The 20,227-nt window shown below is 31.4% G+C and carries 17 protein-coding genes and 1 pseudogene; 8 read left to right on the top strand and 10 right to left on the bottom strand.

The genetic code is table 11. The features are described 5' to 3' along the window. Positions 1-19: 19 nt before the first annotated feature. From JOD41_RS09220 to JOD41_RS07705, 4 genes and pseudogenes are all read right to left on the bottom strand, one after another. A complete protein-coding gene (locus JOD41_RS09220; RefSeq protein ID WP_338046856.1) occupies positions 20-2,512 on the bottom strand; it encodes an FtsX-like permease family protein in 2,493 nt (830 codons plus the stop codon). A 12-nt stretch (positions 2,513-2,524) separates the two neighbouring features. Further along, positions 2,525-3,190, bottom strand: a pseudogene (locus tag JOD41_RS09225) (ABC transporter ATP-binding protein); the annotation flags it as partial. Between the two features lie 74 nt (positions 3,191-3,264). Then, on the bottom strand, positions 3,265-4,074 hold the full coding sequence (locus tag JOD41_RS07700; RefSeq protein WP_205052322.1) for a sensor histidine kinase: 810 nt from the start codon (positions 4,072-4,074) through the stop codon (positions 3,265-3,267). Positions 4,075-4,235: 161 nt separating this feature from the next. Further along, positions 4,236-4,922 (bottom strand): response regulator transcription factor, encoded by a 687-nt coding sequence (locus JOD41_RS07705; RefSeq protein ID WP_205052323.1) that lies wholly within the window; start codon positions 4,920-4,922, stop codon positions 4,236-4,238. A 211-nt stretch (positions 4,923-5,133) separates the two neighbouring features. Between JOD41_RS07705 and JOD41_RS07710 the strand changes: the two genes are divergently transcribed. Next, the gene (locus tag JOD41_RS07710) at positions 5,134-6,378 is read left to right on the top strand and encodes an L-cysteine desulfidase family protein (RefSeq protein WP_205052324.1); all 1,245 of its coding nucleotides are present in this window, start codon (positions 5,134-5,136) and stop codon (positions 6,376-6,378) included. Positions 6,379-6,446: 68 nt separating this feature from the next. Here the strand turns inward: JOD41_RS07710 and JOD41_RS07715 are convergent, their stop codons facing one another. After that, positions 6,447-7,889, bottom strand: a complete 1,443-nt coding sequence (locus JOD41_RS07715) for a TraB/GumN family protein (RefSeq protein ID WP_239541153.1) — start codon at positions 7,887-7,889, stop codon at positions 6,447-6,449. 1 nt (position 7,890) lies between these two features. Then, positions 7,891-8,967 (bottom strand): pyridoxal phosphate-dependent aminotransferase, encoded by a 1,077-nt coding sequence (locus JOD41_RS07720; RefSeq protein ID WP_205052325.1) that lies wholly within the window; start codon positions 8,965-8,967, stop codon positions 7,891-7,893. Positions 8,968-9,054: 87 nt separating this feature from the next. Between JOD41_RS07720 and JOD41_RS07725 the strand changes: the two genes are divergently transcribed. The 4 genes from JOD41_RS07725 (at position 9,055) to tnpA (ending at position 12,529) form a co-directional block, all read left to right on the top strand. Then, on the top strand, positions 9,055-10,050 hold the full coding sequence (locus JOD41_RS07725) for a threonine aldolase family protein (protein WP_205052326.1): 996 nt from the start codon (positions 9,055-9,057) through the stop codon (positions 10,048-10,050). An 11-nt stretch (positions 10,051-10,061) separates the two neighbouring features. Next, complete coding sequence (locus JOD41_RS07730) at positions 10,062-10,697, top strand: hemerythrin domain-containing protein (RefSeq protein WP_205052327.1); 636 nt, start codon at positions 10,062-10,064, stop codon at positions 10,695-10,697. 149 nt (positions 10,698-10,846) lie between these two features. Continuing rightward, entirely contained in the window at positions 10,847-11,890 is a 1,044-nt protein-coding gene (locus JOD41_RS07735; RefSeq protein WP_205052328.1) for a Fic family protein, read from the top strand. Between the two features lie 180 nt (positions 11,891-12,070). Then, positions 12,071-12,529: an IS200/IS605 family transposase gene (tnpA, locus tag JOD41_RS07740; RefSeq protein ID WP_205052329.1), complete on the top strand. Its 459-nt coding sequence runs from the start codon at positions 12,071-12,073 to the stop codon at positions 12,527-12,529. A gap of 134 nt (positions 12,530-12,663) precedes the next feature. Here tnpA and JOD41_RS07745 read toward each other — a convergent pair whose 3' ends face one another. The 4 genes from JOD41_RS07745 to JOD41_RS07760 all read right to left on the bottom strand — a co-directional run bounded on the left by JOD41_RS07745 (position 12,664) and on the right by JOD41_RS07760 (position 16,141). Continuing rightward, complete coding sequence (locus JOD41_RS07745; RefSeq protein WP_205052330.1) at positions 12,664-13,464, bottom strand: metal ABC transporter permease; 801 nt, start codon at positions 13,462-13,464, stop codon at positions 12,664-12,666. Beyond that, positions 13,451-14,125, bottom strand: coding sequence for a metal ABC transporter ATP-binding protein (locus tag JOD41_RS07750; protein ID WP_205052331.1), 675 nt, complete (start codon positions 14,123-14,125; stop codon positions 13,451-13,453). Before JOD41_RS07750 ends, JOD41_RS07745 begins: the two co-directional genes overlap by 14 nt. A gap of 3 nt (positions 14,126-14,128) precedes the next feature. Continuing rightward, positions 14,129-15,424 carry a metal ABC transporter substrate-binding protein gene (locus JOD41_RS07755; RefSeq protein ID WP_205052332.1) on the bottom strand — a complete coding sequence of 432 codons (1,296 nt, stop codon included), beginning with the start codon at positions 15,422-15,424 and terminating at the stop codon, positions 14,129-14,131. Positions 15,425-15,505: 81 nt separating this feature from the next. After that, positions 15,506-16,141, bottom strand: a complete 636-nt coding sequence (locus JOD41_RS07760) for a ZinT/AdcA family metal-binding protein (protein WP_205052333.1) — start codon at positions 16,139-16,141, stop codon at positions 15,506-15,508. A 388-nt stretch (positions 16,142-16,529) separates the two neighbouring features. Between JOD41_RS07760 and msrB the strand changes: the two genes are divergently transcribed. From msrB to JOD41_RS07775, 3 genes are all read left to right on the top strand, one after another. After that, on the top strand, positions 16,530-17,471 hold the full coding sequence (msrB, locus tag JOD41_RS07765) for a peptide-methionine (R)-S-oxide reductase MsrB (protein ID WP_205052334.1): 942 nt from the start codon (positions 16,530-16,532) through the stop codon (positions 17,469-17,471). Positions 17,472-17,648: 177 nt separating this feature from the next. Then, positions 17,649-18,614 (top strand): glutaminase A, encoded by a 966-nt coding sequence (gene glsA / locus JOD41_RS07770; protein ID WP_239541156.1) that lies wholly within the window; start codon positions 17,649-17,651, stop codon positions 18,612-18,614. 11 nt (positions 18,615-18,625) lie between these two features. Further along, the gene (locus tag JOD41_RS07775) at positions 18,626-20,029 is read left to right on the top strand and encodes an alanine/glycine:cation symporter family protein (RefSeq protein ID WP_205052335.1); all 1,404 of its coding nucleotides are present in this window, start codon (positions 18,626-18,628) and stop codon (positions 20,027-20,029) included. The last annotated feature ends 198 nt before the right edge of the window (positions 20,030-20,227 follow it).

The following is a 20,227-nucleotide window of genomic DNA, read 5'->3' on the forward strand; positions in this document are numbered from 1 at the left end:
GGTCTCCTTTAAATTTAATTTATTTTAAATTATCGATTATGTTATCACGAGATAGCTCTCTCATGCCACTTTTTTGTGCTAAGAGTAAACCAATTATTGTTACAATAAAAATAAATAACAAAGGCAGATAATTTATATTAATTAAAATTTCTCTAATAGCAAAATTTACTTCATAAGGACTTCTTTTTGCTCTTGCAAAAACTGATAAGGCAAATACAAATGTATAAATAGCAAGAATTCTTGTAATTAAAAAATTTAGCTCATTATTTATCATTTTTCTAATTTGCGAATCAGTCATACCTGCAGTAGAAAGAAGATTAAATTCTTTTTTTCTAGCTCGCAAATTTCCATGAAAAGAATTATAGGCGTTGGATAGGGCAATAATTAAGAAGATTATTTGAATTCCAAAACTTAATAGATTTTCATTTCGGCTTTGCTCAGAGTCTATAGCTTTTCTTGTGATGTCAGAAAAGATTGAATAATCTGATTTTTGAAAATATGATGTGATTATTTTTATTGCATCTTCAGAAACATCTTTTAAATTTTCCTTTGCTTTTATTTTTACAATAAATTTATTTGCAGGATTAGCTGGATCGTTTCCATATTTTTTTATAAACTCATCAAAAGAATTTTCATTTGTGATAATATAAATTCCAAGTCCTAGATGTTCTTCTAAATTGTAAGGGAATTTTTTTATATTAGATAAATTATTAATATTAATAATTTTTCCACCATCATAATATCTCAGATTTATAGTATTATTTTTTGAGTCAGTTAAAGGAATATATTTTCTAAATTTATAGGGAGTAAAATTATTTTTTGGTGTTTTGTTTAACAAAAGAAAGTTACTTTCTTCTGTCAAATTATTTTCTTTTTTAATTTTGTTAAAATCCTCCTTTGAAAGAGCAAGTATTGTAACAAAGTAATCTTCTGACTGACTTTTATTTTCTAAATCATTTTCAAATTTATTTGATAAGAAATTTTTGTTATCGGATTTATAGAACTTAAAATCTTTTTCTTCAAAAATGTGAATTTCATCTACAAAATTTATATTTTTCAGATCATCAACCATATTTTTATTTAATCTTGAATCAGAAAAAAGATAAGCTTCAAAATTATAAGGGTCATCAAATTTATTATATTTTGCGTTCATGTTTCTATAAGATACAGATACTAAAAGAACATTCATGGCAATAGAAGATAACAAAATGGCAATTGAAATCACTTTATAAGTATTTTTGTAAGTTTTAAAATAATCCTTTGCGAGAGTTTTTTCTATGCTGCCCTTAATTTTTGATTTGCCTTGTTTTTTCTTTTTAGGATCTAATCCATTTAAACCTTCAACTATATTTATTTTTGAACTTTTTCTAGCAGGCACAATGGCAGAGATATACACCATTAGTAGTGAGAAAAATAAAATTATAAAGATTGATTTAATATCTGGAGTATAGAATTTAAAACCACTCATTTCTAAATTATCACTTAAAATTTTAGACATATTTTTATAACTTATGCGGTTGTTAATATACATGAGATATGTCAAAAAAATAGCATTTAAGTAAGACAAAAGAGTTCCAATTAAAATGGGCAAAAATGAAATTTTAAAAGCCTTTAGCTTCACAAGGTTTTTGGTTTGTTTTTCCGTCATGCCTGAAGATTTTAAGAGAGCAAGCTCTTTTATATCTCTATTATTGTAAACATTAAAGGAGCCATAAATCATAACTGCAAAGAGAAGAATTAGGATAAAGAATAGTCCAAAAGATTCAATAAATGAATTTACAACTCTTTTTGGTGGGATAATTCCCTTTGGAAATATCATCTTTGACTCCAAAAGAGATGCGTTGTAAAAAAGTTGACCCTTGTCTAGGGCTTTCTTTTCATTAATATTTAACTCTTTTAGAATTTTTCTGGTATTGGTGTAAGTATCTCTTGGATTTTTGTACCAGATATAGGCAAAATAGCTTTCACCCATTTTAAAATCGAGACCCTTACTATCATCAAAATAAGAAAAAGCAACAGGATCTTCAAAAGAAAAGGAAAAATCTTCGTAAACACCAACAATTTTATAATTTTTCTCATTAATTTTAATGTTTGAAGCAATTTTATAATTTCTGTTTTTATTTAGGAATTGTTTTGTAACAACTATTTCTCTTGAATTTTTTGGATTTCTTCCATCAATTAAGTGAGTGTCTATATTTTCAAGAAAATATTTTGATTTCTCATAGATAATAAGACCTATATCAGTTGAAATTATTTTATCATAATGGACTTTTTCAATATCCTTATTTTTTTCTAATAGATCGTAGGTTTGTTTGTCGATTTCTGAAAGAGAAACTTCATAATCTCCAACTGTGTTTTTTAAGTATTTAATTTGTGATTGTCGCAAATCGCTTAAAATAAATACAATTGTTCCAAGTAAAATTACTGCAAGCAATATAGAAACTCTTGTGGCAAAAGTATCTTTTTTATTGTTTTTGATGGATGAATTTGCAAGGTCACTTATTATTTTCATTGCAAGCCTTCTTCCAACAAAGACAAATCTTCCGTCTACCATTTTATAAACCTTATTACAGGAATTTGCAACTTTCTCATCATGAGTTATTATCATGATAGTGGAATTAAGCCTTTGATTCACTAGCTTAAAAAGGGAAATTATATCCTCAGAATTTTTTCTATCTAAATTTCCTGTAGGCTCGTCAGCTAAAACTATAGCAGGTCTTGTTATAAGACTTCTTGCTATGGCAACTCTTTGCTGTTCGCCGCCAGATAGTTCTCTTGGAAATCTATTTAACTTATCCTTTATCCCGAGAATCGAAAGAATTTCATCAAAATATTCTTGGTCAACTTTTTTGTCGTCTAAAAGTATTGGCAACAAAATATTTTTTTTAACATTAATATTTGGAATTAAGTTAAAAAACTGATATATAACTCCAATATTTCGCCTTCTAAAAATTGTAAGATCTTCCTTATTAAGTTTAGTAATATTTTTATCTTCAATAAAAATATCTCCACTACTTGGCTTGTCAACACCAGCAAGAAGGTGGAGGAAAGTTGATTTTCCAGAGCCACTGTCTCCGATTATAGCAACTAAATCACCTTTAGAAAGATTAAAATTTACATCAACTAGCGCTTCTACTTTGACTTCAGCATCGTAAACTTTTGTCAAATTATTTGTCTGTAAAATAAACATATTTGCCTCCTTTTCCTCATATTAACAAAATAAAGTGACTAGTCAGTGACACATATTAATGAAGAATTATATAGTTATTTATAAAATCTCATCTCGAAAGTATTATATTTTTTTTCGCGATTATAAATTAAGTCGCCATTTTCTTTATTTAATATAGTTTTTGCCATTGGAAGTCCAATACCATAGCCTTGACTGTTTGGGTCAGATTTATAAAATCTCTGCATAGCTTTTTTTAAAGTATCCTTACTCATACCTGGAGAGAAATCTTTGACAAGAATGCTTTCAAAGACATTACTTTCTCTAAGTATAATTTCGATATTATTCTCTGGACTTGCTTCAATTGCATTTTTGCAGATATTTAAAATTGCCTCATGAGTCCATTTTTTATCGCAATATAAAATAAAATCATCACCAAAAATTTTAATTTCATAATTCTTTAGACCAAAGTAAGAATCTAAATCCTCTTTTACACTTTTTAGCAATTCCAAGACATTTACATACTCTAAATTAAACTTTGTTATATCAGAATCAAGGGAAGCCAGCTTTAAAAGAATGTCTGTCAAATTTTCAAGCCGATTTATATTATTTCTTATTAACAAAATATATTCATCTATATTTTCTTTGTCTTCTTCAATTAAATCCAACATCAACAAAATACCTGTTAAGGGAGTTTTTATTTGATGGGCAAGATCTTCTGAGTAATCTCTTAAAACCTTTTGCTTCTCTTTTGAATTTTCAATTATATTTTTATTTTCTAAAATAATTTTTGTAATTTCATCTTTAAGTTTTCCAAATTCACCATCATTTTTTTTATAAACTTCCTTGTTTGGATTTAAAGAGTGAATTAAATTTATAATTTCGTCAATTTGATCATTTATTTTCATATTTTTATTTCTTTCAAATAAAAATAGAAAGGCAAAAATGAAGATATTCAAAAATATAAAATAAAAAAGAGTAATCATGTCAAATCGTGGACTTATGCAAACGATAAGCATTGATAAAATAATATTAAAAGCAATCAAAAATAAATATTTTTTATAATTTTTCATTTTTTTACGCTCTCTTCAATATCTAGTTCCGACCACTTATAGCCAAATCCTCTTATAGTTTTAAGGTATTTTTCATAATCAGGACCCAATTTTTTTCTAAGTCTTTTAATTGTTACAGAAAGAGTATTATCATTTATTTCATAAAAATCATTTTGCCAAATGTTATCTAAAATAAAATCTCTTGGTAAATTTTCATTTTTGTGTGCGATAAAAAGTTTTAAAAGGGCATATTCTTTTATATTTAAATCCAAATTTTTGCCGCTTAATTCTGCAGACTTAATATCATCATTTAAAGTCAGGTCTTTAAAAATAATTTCTGATTTATGTCCAGTCCTTTTCAAAACATTTTCAATTCGAGCTTTCAAAACAGGAAGAGAAAAAGGTTTTGATATGTATTCATCTGCACCTTCTGAAAATCCTTTTAGAATATATTTTTCATCATTTTTAACGGTTAGCATAATAATAGGAATTTTTGAAAAACTTCTAACATAGTTCAAGTAATCAAATCCATTTCCGTCAGGTAGATTTACATCTAAAATAATTAAATCAAATTCATTTAAAGAAAGGCCTTCAGTGGCAGAAATAGTTTTAAAAATTTTTACGGAATATTTAATTTTTTCAAGATATTTTTTTATAGCAAAAGATATTGTATTGTCATCTTCTAACAAGAGTATTTTTAACATATTATCTCCTTTATTCTTATCTTTAATTTTATTATATATTATTAATTTAAAAATCCAAAAATATTATGGTAACTTATTTTTGTTTGCAACAATAAGTTACCTATTTTAATTGTAAAAAATTTTAAAAAATGAGTTTGAAAAATACTATTAGGATAAGCTTATCGTTTTTTGTTATAATATATTTGTTAAAAATAAATTACGAGGGGATTTTATGGATTATAATAAATTTTTGAGAGAGAAAATGGTGCCTGCCTTCGGCTGTACCGAGCCCATAGCTTTGGCATTTGCTGCCAGCCGTGCTAGAGAAATTTTGGGAGAAGATCCTGAAAAAATTACGGCAAAGTTATCGGGCAATATGATTAAAAATGTAAATAGCGTCAAAGTTCCAGGAACTGATGGAAGAAAGGGAATTGAAATTTCTCTTGCTGCTGGTGCTTTTCTTGGAGATTATAAGAAAAAACTTGAAGTTTTATCTGATGTTGACAAAAGTAAGTTGGAGTATTTAGATAATTTGATAAAAAATGGTCTAGTTGATATTGAACTTGTACACGAAATTAAGGGCCTATACATAGACATAATTATGGAGAAGGGAGCTAAAAAATCTCGCGTAATTATAAAAGATTATCACACTAACATTATTTTTGAGAGCTTAAATGATGAAATTATCTTTGAAAAAAAAGATGAAGAAGAAAAAGAAGAGGATAAAATTGATTTGTCCTTTGATAAAATTTATGATTTTGCAAAAAATGGAAATTATGAGAGCATAATAGACGTTTTAGATAAAGAAATCAACTACAATTATGCTATTGCAAAAGAGGGTATTGAAAATCCTTGGGGTGCAAATATTGGAAAAATGATTTTGGAAGATGCAAAAGATAATTACAATGAAAAGTTAGTTGCTTATGCTGCTGCCGGTTCAGATGCCAGAATGTCAGGTTGTGAAAAACCTGTTGTAATAAATTCAGGATCTGGCAATCAAGGAATTACTGTTTCTGTTCCAATAATTATTTACGCTAAAGATCACAATATTGATAAGGATAAGTTATATAGATCTCTTATTTTTGCAAATTTAATTGGGCTTTATTTAAAAGAAGGGATTGGAGAACTTTCTGCTTATTGCGGAGTTGTCTCTGCTGCTGCAGCATCTATTTGTGGGCTTTCTTTCATGAAAGATGAAGATGAGAAACTTATAAAGGAAATTCTCAAAAATGCACTTGCTACAAATTCAGGAATTATTTGTGATGGTGCCAAGGAATCTTGTGCAATAAAAATTGCATCTAGTTTAAAAATGTCTTTTCTTGCTTACAAGCAAGCTAAGGAAGGAAATTCTTTTAAAGCTGGAGATGGAATTGTAAAAGAAGATGTAGATGACATGATAAAAACTGTTGGCCATATTGCAAAAGAAGGTATGAAAGAAACTGACGAAGTAATTTTAAGGGAAATGATTGGAAAATAAAATAGCAAAAATAAAGACGAGGTTTTATGCCTCGCCTTTTTCTATAAATTTTGCAATTATTTTAAATTTTATTTTTCTATAACCTTATAACCCATGTCCTTTAATATTCCCGTTACAGAATTTTCAGGAACAAGATGTGCTGAACCTATTAGGATAAAGTAAGTATTTTTGCCATCTTTTTTTAGCATTGCGTCAATTTTTTTAGCCATACCTTCATCTCTTTCATCTAAAATAGCTTCGTTAAATTTTTCTGATGCCTTGTCACCCTTTAAAGATAAAATTGATTTCATTTTATCTCTGTCGCCACTTTGCCAAGCATCAAGTAAAGTGTAAAGGCCTGAATTTATATTTTTGTAGCCATTTTTTTCAATTTCAGCAGTGAGATTTTCAATCATTTCTACATAAGTTTTCTTGTCAAAATTTGAAAGAATATTTGATTGAAAATCCATGGACTCAAGTTCATCAATTTCAATTTTATTTAATAAGCTCAGTGCCAAAAAATAAGATTCGACTCCAAAACTTCCCTTAGGAGACTCTCCCTTTGGATCAGATGCCATGGTGTTATAAATTGCCCAAGGTCTAAGAATTTTTACCTGATCTTCTTCCATACCATAGCCTTGAAATATTTTTAAAACTCTAGAGTAAAGTTCCTCACCTAAATCATCTTTTAAATTTTTGCCATCACTATAATAAATTTTTTGACGCATCTTTTTTGCTTCTTCTCTATTTGACAAATCTATTTCCATATAAATTTTTTCAGAAGATTTTAGGGCCTTTATTATATTTTCATCTATGGGATAAAGGGAGCTATTGCCAACATGAATGGATCCCAACATATAAATTTTATTGCCCTTATTATTTACTTCGTAGAAAAAACCCTTAGAAACCTTGCCCTTATCTTGCAGAACTTTATTAACAGCTCTTGAATATAAAGAAATCATCTCTTGAAGAGGAATTTTTGAATTTAAATATTTTTCATCAGCTGGACCTAAAAATATTTTTGCCGCTCTTAAATTTTTTATTTCAAATTTTTCGTCCCCTAAAAGTTTTGAAATTGAATTTAAAATTTCAGCTCGACTTAAATTTTTAAAAGAAAAATCTCCTCCAGTTTCTAAGCCTTTAGCTTCAATTTTTTCTTTAGCTAGCTTATAACAAGTCTTAGCATCATCAAGTGTTGCTGCTTTTGTAAAATCTCTTCCATCAAAAAAATTTTTTGCAGGATAAAGACCCATAAACTGAGCTTGATTAAGTTCCTCAGCCGCCCAAGGGCTAAAAATTGGATTTTTATCTTGTGATTCAATATTTTTTTTGGATTTTATTTCTTGAGCTTCTTCTATTTTTTTATTTAAGGTATTTTGCTTCTCTGCAATTTTTATGTTATTTACTTTAAGCTTTGTAAGAGAAGGAGCAGCAGAGACAAAACTTGGAATTAAAAGTGTTGGGATTAGAAGAAAAGTAGCAAATAATTTTTTTATTTTTTTAGTTTTATTTCTTTTCAAATTTTTATTCAATTTATTCACTCCTATAAATTTCCTTTAGATTTTTTAAAAGTATTTTATTGTCATCATCTTTTAAAAGACAAATCCTAAAATAATTTTCATCTAAATTATTAAAAGATTTGCAATCACGTATTACGAGGTCCTTCTCTAAAAGTTTTTCGCGAAGTTTTCCTGCCTTGGGACCCCTTAAAATCTTAATTAAAATAAAATTCCCAAAGCTTTCATAGGCTTTTAAATTTTTTATTTTAGAAATTTCACTGAATATGTAATTTCTCCTTGAAGTAATAAAATTAAAGACTTCTGTAATATATTTTTCATCAGAAAACATGACCTTGCCACAAATTTCTGCAACTGAATTTACTTGCCAAAGGACTTCTTTATTTTTAAAATAATTTAAAAAATTTTCATCAGAGGAAAGTCCATAGCCAAGTCTTATGCCAGGAAGGGCAAAAAATTTTGATGTCCCCCTAACAACTGCAAGATTTTTGTAAGTATCAATTAATTTTGTGGAAGAATAAATTGACATATCTGTAAATTCAATATAAGTTTCATCCACCAAAATTTTTGCGGAAGTTTCTTTTAAAATTTTTTCTATTTCACTTGCACTTAAAATTGTGCCAGTGGGATTATTTGGATTTGCAAAAACTAAAAAATCAACTTTATCTTCTCTTATAGTTTTTATAAGCTCATCTAAATCAATTTTAAAATCCTTTTTTTCCTCTAAGTTATATTCAATTATTTTTGAATTTATTTTTCTAAGTTCATTTTCGTATTCAGAGTAACAAGGCGATAATATCATAGAAATTTTTGGAGCAAAAAATTTTATTGCATCCTTTAAAATTTCTGTAGATCCAAGTCCAAGGACAATATTTTCGCTATTACAATTTACATAATTTGAAATAGAATTTCTAAGATCTATATAATCTACATCGGGGTAGCTAGAAAGTAAATTTAAATTATCTTTTAGGTCGTCGAGAGCTTTTTTGCTGGGACCTAGAGGATTTATATTTGAAGAAAAATCCCTTATGTCTTTTATTTTTATGCCATTGTTTTTTGCAATTTCAAAAACATTTGCACCATGACTGTTCATTTAAACACCTCTTTCCTATTGTACCCTATTTGCTAAAATTTTTACATTTAATATATAATATTGGGTAAGAATAAAATGAGGTGAGTTATGAATAATTTTAGAAATGATTACAATGATTTTGGTTCAAGAGAAATTTATGACGAGATAAATAAAATTTTTGACGAAAAAATTTCTGGTTACGGACTAGATGAAATTTCAAATTCTGCAAGAGAATTAATTTTAAAAGAAATAGATAGAGATGCAGACATTGAATTTGTTTCTGGTGGCACTGCCACAAATATTTTGGCGACGACTTTTGCTCTAAGGCCCTACGAGGCAGTTTTATCTGCATCCACTGGTCACATAACTCATCACGAAACGGGCTCAATTGAAGCAACGGGACATAAAGTTGTGACAATAAAAACTTCTGATGGCAAGCTAAGGGCAAGGGACATAAAAGACCTAGTTGAGAATCAAGCTGGAGAAGTTGATGTAAAAATAAAAGTTGTCTACATTTCACAAACTACAGAAGTTGGCACAGTTTACTCTCTTGATGAAATAAGAGAAATTTATGAAACTTGCACCGAAAAGGGCTTATACTTATATATTGATGGTGCAAGAATTGCTCATGCCATGGCAGCAAATAATACAAAATTATCTGATTATGCCAAGTATTCCCACATTTTTTCCATTGGTGGCACAAAAAACGGCGCAATTTTTGGTGAAGCCCTAGTTATTTTAGATGAAAATTTGAAGAAGGACTTTAGATATTACTTAAAACAAAGGGGAGCCATGATGGCAAAGTCCTTCTTAATTGGTTTATCTTTTAAGGTTTTATTTCAAGATGGCTTATATTATAAAAATGCAAAGAGAGCCTATGAAATGTCAAGGCTTCTTGTAGATGGACTAAAAGAAATAAATAGAGATCCACTTTTTGGTGAGTCCAACCAAATTTTTATTAAGTCAAATCGAGAAGAAATTGAAAAATTAAAAAAAGAAAATATTTTTGAAATAGACAATGAGAAAGAGTCAATAATTAGACTTGTTACAAATTATAGAACAAGTGAAGAAGATGTGAGAGGTTTTTTAAAATCTATTAAATAATAGGAGGAATTATGTTAGAAAGAAATATGACAGTTGAAGCTGCAGTAATGGAAAATCCAAAAGTTTTACAAGAACTTCAAAAACTTGGCGCAGAATATGATTTTATAGCCATGGAAAGTTTAGAGGATGCCTTAAAATCTCTTGGTGAAAATTGTGATGCATTTATAAAAAGAGTTGAGGGTCAGTCTGATTTTAAGGACATGGATAGAGTTAGAAAGATGAATAAGGAAGAGCTTATTCACTATATTGTTGATGAAATTCACCCTTATGAACTTGCAACAACTGAAAAAATCGACGAAATTTTTAGGGGAGCAATAAAAAAATATTACAGAGAAAGAGGAGAACAACTCTTTGTAATTTATGAAGTCCTTTTATTAATTAAGGCAGAACTTGTTTCCCACTTCTCCAGCGAAGAAGAGTTTGAATTTAAAGATGCCTTGGCAGGAAAAAATGTTGACTTTGAAAATCTTCTTGCAGAACACGAAAAAACTATTGGACTTTTTGACAGGATAAAATATTTAACTCGTGACTATAAAATGAATGCAGAAGAGCCAGAAATCAAGGAACTCAACAAGCTTATGGGAGAACTTGACGAGGACATGAGAAGACACATTTACATCGAAAACGAAATTTTATTTAAGATGTAAGCCTTTGGATTTATAAAAATTTAAAAGTTAAATAATTTTTAAAGACTGTGAATTTTATTTTACAGTCTTTTTATTTACTAGAAAAATTTGCCCATAAAAATATTTTTTACGCATAAATATGGTATAATTTATGCGAATAGGAGGTTTTTATGCGCAAATTTGATTACAGTTTATTAAAAGAAAAAAAGTGGGATGCAGAAATCTTAAATTATATTTCACAAATTAGCGAGTATAAGGGAAGACAAGAATTATACTTAAGTCAGAAGCCTACAGTTCTTAATAATCTCGTAGAACTTGCCATTATACAGAGTACTCAAAGTTCTAATGAAATCGAGGGAATAAGAACAACTGACTCTAGAATAAGGGATTTAGTCAAGAAAAAAGTTGCTCCCAAAAATAGAGATGAAGAAGAAATTCTAGGTTACAAGGAAGTTCTATCTACAATTCATGAATCTTTTGATTATATGCCAATAAATTCAAAAATAATTTTGCAACTTCATAGAGACCTCTACAAATTTTCAAATAAATCAATTGGTGGAAAATATAAAAATTCGCAAAATTATATTTCAGAAACAAAAAAAGATGGTGAGACAATAGTTAGGTTTAGGCCTCTTGACCCCTTTGAAACTCCACAAGCAATTGAAAAAATTTGCCAAGAGTACAATAGAGAAATTGACAAGGGAGAAATAAACCCTCTAATACTTATTCCAATTTTTATACACGATTTCTTGTGCATTCACCCTTTCAACGATGGAAATGGAAGGATGTCGAGGCTTCTAACAACTTTGTTGCTATACAAGTTAGGATATGTTGTAGGAAGATATATAAGTCTTGAAGAAAAAATTGAAAAAACTAAGACAAATTACTATATTGCCCTAGAGAAAAGTGGTGTAAATTGGCACGAAAATAGTGAAGATCCAACATATTTCATAAAATATATTTTGGCTATTATACTTGCTGCCTATAGAGATTTTGAAGATAGGGTAAATATTTTCGATACAAAGTTATCAGCCCTTGATCAAGTTTTAAATGCTATTGACAAAAAAATTGGAAAATTTACCAAGAGTGAAATCATGGAACTTGCTCCAGCAATTAGTAAGTCCTCTGTAGAAAAGTCTCTAAAAGAATTGTTAGAAAAAGATATAATTGAAAGGCATGGAAGTGGAAGGGCAACCTATTATACAAAAAAATAATTTTTTTAGGATAAGATTAAACTCTTATCCTTTTTATTGTGACTTTAGTCAGTTGAGCACGCAACGCGTGCGAAACATAAAACTACCCGCTATGCGGGTAGGCAACAATAGGTTATACCAAAAATCACCTCAGTATTATAATAGAGTTGTTCAGACCTAAAATAATAAGAGGTGATTAATATGGCACAAAAGGCAAATTCATTATCACACACAAAATGGATGTGTAAATATCATATTGTCTTTACACCAAATTATAGACGAAAAATAGTATTTAATCAATACCGAGATAGTTTGGGAGAAATATTTAGGATGTTATGTAAATACAAAGGAGTAGAAATAATAGAAGGACATTTAATGCCAGATCATGTGCATATGTTAGTTAGTATTCCTCCAAAAATATCAGTGTCAAGTTTCATGGGATACTTGAAAGGGAAAAGTGCACTAATGATGTTTGACAAGCATGCAAACCTAAAATACAAATTTGGAAATAGACATTTTTGGGCAGAGGGATATTATGTAAGTACAGTAGGATTGAATGAACAAACAATAGCAAAGTATATAAGAGAGCAAGAGCAACACGACATAGCAATGGATAAATTGAGTGTAAAAGAATACGAAGATCCATTCAAAAGAAGATGAATGAAGCCCTTTCAGGGCTGGCTAAAGAGGCAAAAACAATAAGGTTTGAACAAAGTGAAAACCAGCGCCTTGAGACGCTGGTTGGTATCACTCGGGCTTATAGCCCGTAATCAAACCACCCGTTTTACGGGTGGTTATGATTTCTTGTTTTTTAGTTTTGAAATTAAGAGGCAAACTAGCATTCCTAGGGAGGCAATAACTACTATTGCTCCACCTGGTTTTAGGTCAAAGTAGTAGGACAGGATGACACCACTTAGGGTGTAAACAAGTCCAAGAACCAGGGTGTTTATAAAGGTAGCCTTGTAGGATTTACTTATTAATAATGATGATGCCACTGGTAATACTATAAGCGATGTCACCATGAGGGCACCAATTATTTTGGCTGAAAGGGCAATGGTAAGGGCAGATAAAAGTGTGAATATTGAATTTATTCTCGCCACATTTACCCCACTCATCTTGGCAAGTTGAGGATCAACTGCAATGGAGAGGAGACCAAAATAATAAATTAAAGAAATTGCAACAACAAGTATAAAGGTTATGAGGACGATTATAACGTCAGCCTTTGATACTGATGCAATACTACCAAAGAGATAGGCGTCAAAGCTGCTTCCTCCTGGCGAAAAGTCTGACAAGAGGGCAGCAAGTCCCAATCCCATGGAGGTTATTATGGCAGTTGCCATGTCACCAAATTGGGGGAACTTCTTCCTGATTTTTTCAATGGAGAAGGCTCCAATTACACAGGCGAAGATGGCACCAATTAGGGGGTTGATTGAAAGGATTAGTCCCAAGGCAACTCCAGCCAGTGAAACGTGAGATAGGGCATCCCCCATCATAGAAGTTCCACGATTTACTATTACAATTCCAATGAGGGGAATTATTATGGAAATCATGAGGGAAACTAAGAGAGTTCTAATCATAAAGCTATACTGTAACAAGTTCAAGACCTCCCTTCTTTAGTTCGTAAAACTTATCCATTTGCAAATTGTTTTTCACCCAGTCTAGCTCGTGGGTTATTAAAATTATGGATACGTCAAAATTTTTGTTTAGGTCTTCAAGGGTTTTGGCAAACTGCCTCTTTGAATTTTCGTCGACACCAGATGTTGGCTCGTCAAAAATTAAAATCTCTGGATTGTTCATAAGGGCCCTTGTGATTACAACCCTTTGTCTCAAGCCACCAGACAGGTCCCTTATAGGATAGTCTGCGTACTTCTCAAGATTCATCTTCTTTAAAAGTTCTATAGTTTTGTCGTAGTGGGTCTTTCTTGGAATTTTTATCATCCCCATGCTCTCATAGAGTTGTAGGGTTACAAGCTCCTTGACGGAAATGGGAAATGTATATAAGTTTTCCTTTTGTGATTGAGGAACGTAGCCGATTTTTTTCAGTGAATCTACACTTATATCTTCTTCAAAAATTTTTATTTCTCCAGACCTTAGCTTGAGCTCCCCAATAATTATTTTTATTAAAGTTGTCTTGCCAACTCCGTTGCCACCGATTATAGTGATTTTCTCCTTGTTCATCAGGGTTAGGTTTAAGTCCCTGAGAACTGGGTCCCTATCGTAGGCAAAGTTGGCATTTTTTATTTCAATAGCCTTCATATATCACCTCAATGATTCATATATATTTTTCAAATTGTATTCCATCATGTCTATAAAGTCGTCTCCAACGTCCCTTTCAATATCCCTGTTAATATATTCCATGGATATTAGGCCTTTTAGGTCGGCGCCAATTTCTTCTGCGATTATGTCTGCCCCATTTTTTGGCATACCATATTCGTAAAAGATTGTATTGATCTTTCTATCCCTTGCGTCATCTATGGCCCTGGTGATCTTCTTTATACTTGGAGAATCTGTACTTGTTAGGCCTTGGAGAGGATATTGGATGAGGTCAAAGTCCTTGGCAAGGTAGGCAAAGGCAAAGTGACTCACAATAAATTCCTTTCTCTTAGTTTTCTTAAAGAGGTCCCTGTACTTGTAGTCAAGCTCTGTAAGCTTTCTCAAAGTCTTGGAAGCATTCTTCCTGTAGAGGCTTTTATTCTCTGGATAGAGCTTGGACATCTTGTATTCAATATCATTTACATATCTCTTGGCATTTCTAATACTCATCCAAGAGTGAGGATCGTAGGTTATCTTGTCCTCGTTAGTAGTTGAAGTATCACGAAGAACATCAAGTTTCATAGGATCTCCATGGGCATCAAGCATCTTGTAAGAAAGTAGGTCTGTGGAAATTCTGTCGCTAAACATAATCCACCTTCCCTTCTTAGGAAGCTTGTAATAAATTTCTCCATGCTCATGGCCCATCGCAAGCTTGTAAGTCTTCCTGTCCTCAACCTTTATTAAAGATTTTTGTGGAATATCTTCTCCGGGGTCCTCCATGATCTTTCGTCCCATCTTAACAAGGTCCTTTTCAGAGTAGTCCTTGTCGCAATAGAGGAAGGCAATCCTCATGTTGTCTTCGTGGGTGTGACCAAAGTCAAAGGAGTAGGTTTCCTTGTCAAAGTCGCCAGCCACCATGTATTGGAAGTCTCCAATGGCAGCAGCCCCCTTGTAGGAAATTAAATTTACCCCACTGGCAAGATTTAGGATATCCAAATTTGGAAGGGTATTTGCAATTGAGTCTGCCCAGTTTTCCATATTTGCTCCATTTATAATCAAAAGGTCAGAATTTGACAGGTCCTTTATCCTTCTTGGAGTTGGCTCCCAGAGGTGGGGGTCCTGGTTTTTTGGCATGAGGATCCTTAGGTCCACAGTGTCACCAACTACGCTTTTAGTTAAGCTGTAGACTGGATAAAAGGAAGTGTAGACGACAGATTTTGCCTTGTCATCCTTTTCTGCTTTACAGGCAACTAGAGAAAAAGCCAAGAGAAATACAGTCATAATTTTTATTATTTTTGGCATAAAGTCTCCTTTCTCTTAAAAAAATTTATCCCCGATGAACATCAAGAGATGAAACATCGAGGATAGAAAAAAATAGAAATATTATTCAGCAACTTCTTCGTAAACTTGATCGATAGTTACTGTTGGACTAACAAATGTTGGGTACCAGTCATCTTTAGCTAACATTTCTTCAGCACTTCCTCCAACTCTTAAGTGGAAGTGTGGCATGTGGTCTTCGCCGTGAACTGGCATTAATAAAATTGTTGGATATTTTCCATTAGAAGAAAACTCGTACCAATAAAGAGTTTTTCCACCGTGTTCCATTGGGTGTTTGTCTACAAGTTTGTAGTCAGCCTTGTCAATTTCCTCTCCTTCAGGTCCAGTTAAGAAAGTTATGCTATCTCCATCAACCTTTAGGGCTCCAAAATCAACTGCAACGTGGTCAGCAAAATTCTTTTTAGCTTGATCTTCAGTGATGTTGTCTCTCTTAGCAACTTCCTCGTAAGCTCCCTTTAGTCCAGGATCATCAAGATAGTTGGCAATGTTATTCCATTCTCCGTCCCAGTCAGAAAGAGCAACTTCATCAGTAGCCTTATCTTCAGCCTTAGCCTCTACATTTTGTTCAACCTTAGTGTTGTTCTCTTTAGGCTCATTCTTAGTTTCTTCCTTATTGCAAGCAACAAGAAGTGTTGCGGATAGGGCCAATAGGCCTAGTGACAGTCTAAATTTTTTATTCATAATTCCTCCTTAAAATATAAGTTATGTAATATTTTGTGAAGAATTTAAAGAAATTAGAAGAAAAAATTTTCTTATATGAAAGGATTTACAAAATATTACATAACTTGTAAATGATATTAATCATCATTTTATAAGCCTAGTATAGCAAGTTCTAAAGTTTTATTTTAAAGTACTTATGCAAATTTATTTAATAAACACGAAGGATTATTATTTAGAAAAATTATTTTATTAAGATTTATTTGATCCCTCATAAAAAACCTTTAGAAATAATTGATTTTTAAAATAAAAATGAAAGGAAGTTACCCACAAAGCTCTCCCCCTAAGAGGAGTCCAGCAAGGCCTTATATTTATTTCTAGTTTTTTGGGTAAAGGTAAGTTAGGTGATTATATGAAAAATATTAAAATTATATATTTAGCTGGTGGATGTTTTTGGGGAACAGAAGCCTATTTTAAAAAATTAAAGGGAATTTCTAAGACTCTTGTAGGTTATGCCAATGGCGATAGCGACGACACAAGTTATGAAATTGTATCAAGTACGGACCATGCAGAGACAGTAAAAATTTATTACGATTTTTCAAAAATTTCTCTTACAGAAATTCTCCTCCACTATTTTAGAATTATTAATCCAAAATCAATAAATAGACAGGGTAATGACATTGGAAGACAGTACCGCACAGGAATTTATTGGGAAGACGGCGACTCTGAGTCAGAAAAAAATGTAAAGGACTTTATAAAATATGAGGAAGAAAAAATTGGCAAAGTTGCAGTAGAAATTTCTCCTATTAAAAATTTTGTAAAGGCAGAAGATTATCATCAAGACTACCTAGACAAAAATCCAGGAGGATATTGTCATGTAAATTTAAATAGAGCAGATGATCCAATAATAGATGATGATAGAGAATTTCTTGAAGAAAATAAAAGAGCTTATCTCGATGATATTTCCTATGATGTAATGGAAAATGCTGGCACTGAAAGACCTTTTACAAGCAAGTTAAACGACGAGTACAGAAGGGGTATTTATGTAGATAAACTTTCAAAAAAACCACTTTTTGCATCAAGTGACAAATTTGACTCTGGCTGTGGCTGGCCTTCTTTTTCTCGACCAATTGTATCAACTTATTTAGATGAAAATGTGGATAGGTCCTTTGGCATGCTAAGAACTGAAGTAAGATCAAATTCTTCAGACTCACACCTTGGTCATGTATTTCCTGACGGGCCAAGGGATAAGGGTGGCCTTAGGTATTGTATAAATGGTGCAGCCCTTTTATTTATTCCCTATGAAGAAATGGATGAGAAGGGATATTCAGACTATAAAATTTTTGTTAAATAAAATTAATTATAAAAATTTTAGGACCAATATTTTTGGTCCTTTTTTTTAAAATCCTATGATTTTTATTTTAAAAATAAAAATATTTAGTGATTTAAAAAATGATTTCCTAATTTTTATAGCTTTATCAGGCTGAAATTTTTCGTTGAAAAAGATTTTTTGATATGGTAATCTATTTACATGAGGAAAACAATCCCAAATAAATTTAAGGAGGTGAATTTTATTATTTATACAGAAGAAATTTTGGAAGAGGCTCTCAATTTAGGTAGAAAATACTTACATGAAGGAGCTGTTGCAGATTATATTCCTGAACTTGCAAAAGTTGAAGCAAATAAAGTTGCAATTTCCACTATTGAAGATGGAAAATTGACAAGTGTTGGAGATTCTAAAATAAAATTTTCTATTCAGTCTATTGTAAAGGTAATTTTATATGCTCTTGCAATGAAAAATTACAAAGTTGCTGAACTTAAAAAATATGTAGGAGTTAGGCCTTCTGCAAAACCTTTTAACAGTGTTATTGAACTTGAACTTTCAGAAAAGAGGATACCAGTAAATCCTTTTATAAATGCTGGAGCAATTATTATAGTAGCTATTTTACACAATGTTTATAGAGAAAAAACTTTTGATGTAATACTTAAAAAAGCAAGTGAATTTCTGGGAGAAGAAGTTGATTACAGTAGAGAAATTGCAGAGTCAGAAAAGGAATCATCTTTTACAAATAGGACCCTAATTTATTTAATGTTAGCTAAGGGAATTTTACCAAGTGACACAAAGGTAGAAGAAGTTTTAGATACATATTTTAAAGCTTGTTCAATTCTTGTTAACACAGAAAACTTAGCTCACATGTCCTATGTAATTTCCAATGATGGAATTGACTTAGATGGAAAAGAAATTATAACTGCAAAGGAAGCAAAAGTTTTAAGGTCCCTTATGGCAACGTGTGGGACTTATGACTACTCTGGAGATTTTGCAATAAGAGTGGGATTACCTGCTAAATCTGGAGTTGGTGGAGGAATTGTTACTGCATCAAAAAATAAAAATGGACTTGCAGTATATGCTCCAAGACTTGATAAACATGGCAACTCATATTCTGGAGTTAGAATGTTAGAATTCTTATCGCAAAAATTAGACTTATCAATTTATTAGAGAGGTAAATAATGGAAAAATTACTTTCAGCCGTTAATGGCGTTTTATATTATCCAATACTTATTATAGTATTACTAGCTTGTGGATTTTACTTCACAATTAGAACAAAATTTATACAATTTGGATTACTTGGTGAAGCTTTTAAAGTTATAAAAGAAAAACCAGAAGGAAAAGATGATGTTTCTTCCTTCCAAGCACTTATGGTATCAACAGCATCAAGAGTTGGTACAGGTAATATCGTTGGTGTTTCCAATGCAATTTGCCTTGGTGGACCAGGCGCAGTATTTTGGATGTGGATTATAGCACTTATTGGTGGTGCATCAGCCTTTATAGAATCAACACTTGCACAAATTTATAAAAAACGTGGTGCAGATGGTGTATCTTATGGTGGACCTTCTTACTACATAGAAAATGCCCTTGGATCAAGAGGACTTGGAGTTTTATTTGCAATAGCACTTATTGCAACTTATGCAGTAGGATTTAATATGCTTGCATCCTTTAACCTACAAGACTCCTTTAGAGTTTATGACTTCTACGTTCCAGGAAAAACTTCTTGGATGATAGGTGCAGTTCTTGCTATATTAGCAGGCTATTGTATCCTTGGTGGTGGAAAGAGAATTATAAAATATACATCTTTACTAGTACCAATTATGGGCGTTATCTTCGTTATTATGGCTCTTGTAATGATAGTTATAAACATTAAAAATATTCCAGCAATGTTTGGCATGATCTTTGAAGATGCCTTTAACTTTAGGGCAATTTTTGGTGGAGTTGCAGGTTCTGCTCTAGTACAAGGTATTAAGAGAGGACTTTACTCTAATGAAGCTGGTATGGGTTCTGCACCAAATGCTGCAGCATCAGCATCAGTTTCTCACCCTGTAAAACAAGGTCTAGTTCAAATGATTTCTGTATTCCTAGATACAATTGTTATTTGTTCAGCAACAGCTTTTATGTCACTTGCATCAGGCATTGCACCAACAGAAGAATTAGCAGGAGCACCTTTTGTACAAGCATCACTTTCAACAGTATTTGGATCTTATGGAAATTTATTTATAACAATTTCTCTTGCTTTATTTGCTTTCACAACTCTACTTGGAAATCTTTACTATGTAGATTCTTGTTTAACATACTTAAACAAAAAAACACCTTCAAAGACATTTATGCTTTGCTACAGAATTATTGCAACAATCCTAATTTTTGTAGGTGCAGGTATGGAAATGAATCTTGCATGGGACGTAGCTGATTTCTTAATGGGAGTTATGTGCTTAATTAACATTCCATCAATTATTATTCTTGGTGGCACTGCTCTTAAAGCTCTTGAAGACTATAAGGAACAAAGAGAAGAAGGCAAGAACCCAGTATTTAAAGCAGAAACAATTGGAATTGACACATCTAAATTAGAATACTGGAAATAAGCAAGAATTAAAAATTAAAATATTTAAAGTGGACCTAATCTATTAGGTCCCTTTATTGTGACTTTAGTCAGTTGAGCACGCAACGCGTGCGAAACATAAAACGACCCGCTATGCGGGTAGGCAACAATAGGTTATACCAAAAATCACCTCAGTATTATAATAGAGTTGTTCAGACCTAAAATAATAAGAGGTGATTAA

Source organism: Peptoniphilus gorbachii, assembly GCF_016908115.1.
Classification (GTDB): Bacteria; Bacillota; Clostridia; order Tissierellales; family Peptoniphilaceae; genus Peptoniphilus_A; species Peptoniphilus_A gorbachii.